Source organism: Clostridium sp. K04, from assembly GCF_019734375.1.
GTDB classification, from domain to species: Bacteria; Bacillota; Clostridia; order Clostridiales; family Clostridiaceae; genus Clostridium; species Clostridium saudiense.
In genome coordinates this window covers 1-7340 of sequence record NZ_JAASHD010000069.1, presented here as the reverse complement: position 1 = coordinate 7340, position 7340 = coordinate 1, and the positions used below count along the sequence as shown (strand labels likewise).

The following is a 7340-nucleotide window of genomic DNA, read 5'->3' as shown; positions in this document are numbered from 1 at the left end:
TTAGTGTATAAAATTTTGAACAATTAAAAAGGAGTTGTATTCAGACTGAATTTATTAATTCAATCTGATACAGCTCCATTTTTTAAAAATAATATTAATAAATAGAATTGGAAGTATTTGGTTAAATAACATAGTAATAAAAAGATAAAATTGTATAAACATACGTTTTGATGAAAAAATACATAAAAAATCAAAAAAACCAAAAAATATAGAAAATAAAACTAATATTGACAATAAAAAAGATATAAATTATAATAAAAGCAGATAATAAAATGACTCATATAAGTCCCAGATATGGTGGGATGTTTCTACCGGAAGCCAAAAAGTTCCGACTATGAGTGAATTTGATATATATGAACTCTATAATAAAATCAAAAGAGTTACTACGTATTAATTTCACTTTAGAAATTAATACGTTTTTTTTTTGAATAAAAAGAGTAGAGTACGTATTGAGATCAGCAAAAAAGGAGCATTTAGGAGGAAATCATTTATGAAAAAAAAGATTATTTCATTAGCGCTTTCAGCATTAATGGTAACTGGATTAGTTGGATGTGGAAGCAACGACAGTAATTCAGGAAACTCAGGAAATTCATCAGAAACAACATTAAAGGTTGGTATGGTTACAGACTCAGGAACAATTGATGATAAGTCATTTAACCAAGGAACTTGGGAAGGTATAATTAAAGCTGAAAAAAATCTTGGAATTGAAAAGAACTACATGCAACCAGGTGGAGAAACTGAAGCTAACTACTTAACAGAAATACAAAATTTATATGATGCAGGATACAAATTTATCGTAACTCCAGGTTTCAAATTTGAAACTGCTATCTATAAAGCTCAAGAACAATATAAAGATGCACAATTTGTTATAATTGATGGTGAACCAAATGATGGTAAAGATAACTATGTTGTAGGAGATAACACAGTTGCAATATACTTTGCTGAAGAACAAAGTGGATTTGCAGCAGGTGTTGCAGCAGCTGTTGAATTACAAACTGGTGATTTAGGATTTATCGGTGGTATGGAAATACCAGCAGTTCAAAAGTTTAACTATGGATTCCAACAAGGGGTTGCATATGCTAATGAACATTTTGGATCAAATGTTACAATAAAAGCTGAAAATGTAGTTTATTCAGGATCATTCTCTGATACAGCTTTAGGTCAACAATTAGCAGCTCAAATGTATGATAGTGGTGTTAAAGCAATATTTGCTGCAGCTGGTGGAGTTGGAACTGGTGTTATAACAGAAGCTAAGACAAGAGTTGTTAACGGTGAAGAAGTATGGGTTATAGGGGTTGACTCAGACCAATACGCTGATGGTATATATGAAGGGGACAAGTCTGTAATCTTAACTTCAGCTATAAAGAAGATTGATGAAGCAGCTTATCAAATGATTGAAGCACAATTAAATGGTGAATTCCCAGGTGGACAAGTATTAACTTTCAATGCTGAAAATGATGGTGTTGGTATACCAGCAGAAAATCCAAACTTAAAAGATGATACTGTTACTAAAGTTAACGAAGTATTAGATGGAATTAAGAATGGTGAAATAGAAGTTAAAACAGAATTATAAAATATACTTATAATGGGGCTATGTTAAAGAGATTTACATAGCTCTTTTTATGTGTAAAATTCAATCATAAAAATTAATAGTATACACGAATTAAAAAAGTGTATTTAATAAGGCATTTATTTCCAGTAAATGTTAAAATTTATTTAAAGTAAATAAAAATTAATTTAGTATTTAAAAAATAAATGTAAATAATTGTAGAAAAAGTGGATTAAATTTATGGAAAAAATGACAAAGAGATAGCTTTGTTATGGGGATTTTAACAATAAGATGTAAAAATAATTAATATAGTATATTATTTATAAAAATCAATGAAAAAAATGTTGAAAATACGAATTATATAAATTATACTTAAAATGAAGTTCGTATATAATTATTCGATTATATTTGTAAGTATATTAAATTATAATATACTTAAATTAATTAATAATATATGTTTATAAAATATTTTTTTAGAGGAGGATATCCATGGAATATGTAGTTGAGATGCTAAATATCCGTAAAGAGTTTCCAGGGATCGTAGCAAATGATAATATTACCTTACAGCTAAAAGAAGGAGAAATACATGCTCTTTTAGGTGAAAATGGTGCTGGTAAGTCAACATTAATGGGAATGTTATTTGGTATGTACAAGCCGGATAGAGGTTGTATAAAAGTTAGGGGAAAAGAAGTAAAAATATCTAATCCTAATGTAGCAAATGATTTAGGAATCGGAATGGTTCATCAGCATTTTAAATTAGTAGATAATTTTACAGTTACAGAAAATATAATTTTAGGATGTGAACCTAGAAAAGGATTAACTGTAGATATTAAAACAGCAGCAAAAAAAATTGAAGAATTATCTAAGCAATATGGATTAAATGTTGACCCTTATGCAAAAATAGAAAATATTTCTGTTGGAATGCAACAAAGAGTTGAAATATTAAAAATGCTTTACAGAAATGCAAATGTGTTAATATTCGATGAACCAACAGCGGTATTAACTCCTAGTGAAATTGATGAACTAATTTCAATTATGAAAAATATGACTAAAGAAGGTAAGTCTATTATCTTAATTACTCATAAATTAAAAGAAATCAAGGAAGCAGCTAATAGATGTACAGTTATTAGAAGAGGTAAATACATAGGAACAGTTGATGTAAAAGATACTACAGAAGCTGATATGGCTAAAATGATGGTCGGTAGAGAAGTATCATTTAAAGTTGAAAAGACTGAAGCAAAGCCAAAAGATATAGTTGTTAAAATAGAAGACCTTTGCGTTAATAACAATAAAAAAGTACTTGGATTAAAGAACTTCTCATTAGATATCAGAGCAGGAGAAATTGTTGGTATTGCCGGAGTTGAAGGTAATGGACAAACTGAATTAGTTGAAGCTTTAACTGGTATGAGAAGTGTTGAGTCAGGTAATATTATATTCAAAGGAAGAAATATAGTAAAAGATTCAATACGTGAGAGAATAGACGATGGTATGGCACATATTCCAGAAGATAGACATAAAAGAGGATTAATCCTTGATTATACAATGGAAGATAATATGGTGCTTAAAGCTTATAAAAAGAAGCCATTTTCTAATAAGGGATTAATTAATAGAGCAAAGATTAGCGAATATGCACAAAAAATTATAGAAACATTTGATGTTAGATCAGGAGAAGGTGGAAAATCTATTGCAAGATCTTTATCAGGTGGTAACCAACAAAAAGGTGTAATTGGACGTGAAATAGAATCTAATCCAGACTTCTTAATTGCTGTTCAACCAACAAGAGGGTTAGATGTTGGTTCAATAGAATATATTCATAAAAGATTAGTTGAACAAAGAGATTTAGGAAAAGCTGTTTTATTAGTATCTCTTGAATTAGATGAAGTTTTAAATGTATCTGACAGAATAGCTGTTGTTAACAATGGTGAATTAGTAGGTATAGTTAATGCTAGTGAAACAAATGAAAATGAAGTTGGTTTAATGATGGCCGGCATAAAGAAGGAGGAAGCTTAGTGCATAAGAATCAATTATTAAAATCTTTAATGGCAGTAGTTTTAGGATTACTTGCAGGATTTTTATTAATGCTAGCAATGGGATTTAACCCAATAGATGGTTATACATATCTATTTAAGGGTGGGCTTATGAATCCTCAAAGAATAGGAAACTCAATTGCAACTGCAACACCATTAATTCTTACAGGGTTATCTTTTGCATTTGCTAATAAAACTGGATTATTTAACATAGGTACTCCAGGTCAAATGTTAGCTGGTGGTTTTACTGTAACTGCAATAGGGTTATTAGTTGATTTACCATCACCTATATTATTACCATTAATGATTATATGCGGTATATTAGCTGGAGCAATTTGGGCAGCTGTACCTGGAGCTTTAAAAGCATTATTTAACGTTAATGAAGTTGTTTCTGCAATCATGATGAACTGGACTGCATATTGGATAGTTTATTATATGGTTCCACTACATTTAAAAGGAACTACTGAAACAGAATCAGCTAGATTAGCAGATACAGCAAGTTTAAAGGCTGATTGGTTATCTAACATATTAGGTGGATCATACATAAATTATGGAATATTCCTAGCATTAATTTCAGTATTAGTTGTTTGGTTCCTTTTAAATAAGACTGTTTTAGGATATGAATTAAAGGCAGTTGGATACAATAAGTTTGGAGCTGAATATGCTGGTATGCCTGTAAATAGAAATATAGTTGTATCTATGATGATAGCAGGAGGACTAGCTGGATTAGCTGGTGTTGCTCAATATATGGGTAACTCTACAGTACTTCAAATAGGTGTAATGCCATCACAAGGGTTTGATGGAATAGCTGTTGCCTTATTAGGTAATAACAGTCCATTTGGAGTATTATTATCAGCATTATTCTTTGGAGTATTATATGTTGGTAAAGGATTCATGAATGCCAATGTTAAAGTACCACCAGAATTAGCTGATACAATAATAGCTACAATTATCTATTTTGCTGCAACTAGTGTTGTTATGGATAGAGTAATTAAGAGTATAAAGAAAAAAAGAAATGACAAGAAATTAAAAACATCTGGTGAAAGGGCGGTGGAAAAATAATGTGGGATATAATAGTACAAATTTTTCCTTATGCAATAGCGTATACTATACCTATGCTAATTACTGCTTTAGGAGCACTTTATTGTGAAAGAAGTGGTATTGTAAATATAGGATTAGACGGATTTATGATAGTAGGTTCTTTTGCTGGAGCATTAACAATATCAAAACTTCAAGCAGCAGGCATTAATGGAGCGTTATGGATAGGACTTTTAGTTGCTGCAATAGTTGGAGCTTTATTCTCACTTTTACACGCATTTGCAAGTATTAATTTAAATGCAGACCAAGTTATAAGTGGTACAGCTATTAATATGATGGCTGGAGCATTAACTGTATTCTTAGCAAGAAATATTACTGGTAGTGGTAATATAAGAATAACTTTAGGTTTTTTACCAAAAAGTATTCCAGTATTAAAAGACATTCCTGTAATAGGACCATTATTCTTTACAAAAACTTATGCTACAACATGGTTAGTATTAGCAATATTAATAATAAGTGCATTCTTATTATATAAAACTTCATTTGGATTAAGATTAAGATCTTGTGGAGAAAACCCACAAGCTTCTCAAGCAGCTGGTATCAATGTAATGAGAACTAGATATATGGGTGTTATAATATCAGGTGCATTAGCTGCTTTAGGTGGATGTATTATATTAGTAACATATTCAGGTGAGTTTAATGGTAGTGTTGCTGGATTAGGATTCCTTTCATTAGCAGCATTAATATTTGGACAATGGAGACCTTTAGGAATATTAGCATCAACATTCTTCTTTGGATTTGCATCAACATTAGCAAATGTTGCGCAAGTAATACCAGAGTTATCTAATATACCATTAGTTGTTTTAAAGGTATTCCCTTATATAGTTACATTAATTGCATTAATTATATTCTCAAGATCTTCACAAGCACCAAAAGCTGCCGGGGAAATATTTGATGCAAGTAAGAGATAAAGTTATTTTTAAAAAGGAACTGATTTTCAGTTCCTTTTTTGTTTTTAATCATTTTTGTAAAATTTTATAAAAAATAATGTATGGAAAATTAAAGAAATGTATTATAATTAATGTATTATGATTAATTTTAATTTATAATACATACAAATTGACTTCTAATTTAAAATGAACTTTTAAAATTTAACAAAATAAGAAGTCATAAATAAAAGATGTCTAGTGTAGCAATTTATTATCTAAAATATGAAGTGCTAACAATGGACAAGCTTATAAAGTAAATTGGGGATATAAAAAAATAAAGGGGGATTACTTAATGAAAAAAGTAAAAATAGCCTTGCTAGGATTAGGAAATGTAGGTAGAGGTGTATTTACAATCCTACAACAAAACAAAGACGAGATAATGAAAAGATCAGGATATGAAATTGAGGTATCTAAAGTATTAGTACGAGATGTTACTAAAAATAGAGGTGTAGCTGTTCCTGAAGAAGTATTAACTACTGATTTTGAGGAAATATTAAATGATGACTCTATAAAAATAGTGGTAGAAGTTATGGGAGGAATAGATCCAGCTAAAGAATATATGATGAGAGCTATGGAAGCTAAAAAGCATATAGTAACTGCAAATAAAATGCTACTTGCCACAGCTGGAGATGAAGTATTTGAGAAGGCTGAAGAGATGGGAATCATGTTCCAATATGAAGCAAGTGTGGCAGGAGGAATTCCTATTATTAATGGAATAAATGAAAATCTTACAGCTAATAAAATAAATGAATTATTTGGAATAGTAAATGGTACAACTAATTACATTCTAAGTAAAATGGAACTAGAAAATTTAGATTTTGATGAAGTATTAGAAGAAGCAAAGCAAAAGGGATATGCCGAGGCAGATCCAACTTCAGATATTGATGGATATGATGCGCAATATAAGCTTGCTATATTAGCTTCATTAGCTTTTGGAACAAAGGTTAAAGTTAATGATGTATATAGAGAAGGAATAACAAAGATAAAGCCTATAGATATGAAATATGCAAGCGATTTTGGAATGTCTATAAAGTTATTAGCAATTGCTAAAGATGATAATGGAAAACTTGAACTTAGAGTTCATCCAACAATGATTCCTGAAACTCATCCATTAGCAAATGTATATGATTCATTTAATGCTATTTTTATTAATGGTAATGCTGTTGGAGATTTAATGTTTTATGGTAGAGGAGCAGGAGATTTACCAACAGGTAGCGCTGTAGTTAGTGATATTATTGCTATTTTAAGAGGAAATATTGATACAGATAACAATAATCCAGTTATAAGAAATAACTTATGGGAAAAGAAAATAAAAGATATTAATGAAGTGGAAAGCAGATATTATATTAGAGTTACTGTAGATGATAAACCAGGTGTACTTGGACAAATAACTACAATATTTGGAGCAAATAGAGTAAGTTTGAAATCTGTTATTCAAAAGGGAAGAAAAAATGACGAAAATGTTGAAGTGACTTTAGTTTTAATAACTCATAAGACTAAGGAATATTTAATAAAGGATTCAATAGATAAGTTGTATGATTTAAGAACTGTTAAAGATGTTGAAAATATAATAAGAATTGAAGATTTTAATTAAAAGTTATAAAAAATGCTCATTCAGAGGTATAAAAATAACCTCTGAATGAGCATTTTTAGGTAATTTAGAGGATGTAGTAAGATTTGTGGAAAAACAAATCTACTACATCCTTTTTTGTATTTTAAAGTGGTAGATTTGGAATA

At 29.7% G+C, this 7340-nt stretch carries 5 protein-coding genes and 1 riboswitch; all 5 genes read left to right on the top strand.

The features are described 5' to 3' along the window. The first annotated feature begins 257 nt into the window (after nt 1-257). Nucleotides 258-355, top strand: a riboswitch (purine riboswitch). Between the two features lie 135 nt (nt 356-490). The 5 genes from HCG70_RS16875 (at nt 491) to HCG70_RS16855 (ending at nt 7197) form a co-directional block, all read left to right on the top strand. Beyond that, nucleotides 491-1573, top strand: coding sequence for a BMP family protein (locus tag HCG70_RS16875; protein WP_042402115.1), 1083 nt, complete (start codon nt 491-493; stop codon nt 1571-1573). 465 nt (nt 1574-2038) lie between these two features. Beyond that, nucleotides 2039-3559, top strand: coding sequence for an ABC transporter ATP-binding protein (locus HCG70_RS16870; protein ID WP_042402117.1), 1521 nt, complete (start codon nt 2039-2041; stop codon nt 3557-3559). Next, nucleotides 3559-4638: an ABC transporter permease gene (locus tag HCG70_RS16865; RefSeq protein ID WP_042402118.1), complete on the top strand. Its 1080-nt coding sequence runs from the start codon at nt 3559-3561 to the stop codon at nt 4636-4638. The genes HCG70_RS16870 and HCG70_RS16865 overlap by 1 nt, the downstream gene beginning before the upstream one ends. Beyond that, nucleotides 4638-5585, top strand: coding sequence for an ABC transporter permease (locus tag HCG70_RS16860; protein WP_042402121.1), 948 nt, complete (start codon nt 4638-4640; stop codon nt 5583-5585). Before HCG70_RS16865 ends, HCG70_RS16860 begins: the two co-directional genes overlap by 1 nt. Nucleotides 5586-5895: 310 nt before the next feature. Further along, nucleotides 5896-7197, top strand: a complete 1302-nt coding sequence (locus HCG70_RS16855) for a homoserine dehydrogenase (RefSeq protein WP_042402123.1) — start codon at nt 5896-5898, stop codon at nt 7195-7197. Nucleotides 7198-7340: the final 143 nt, after the last annotated feature.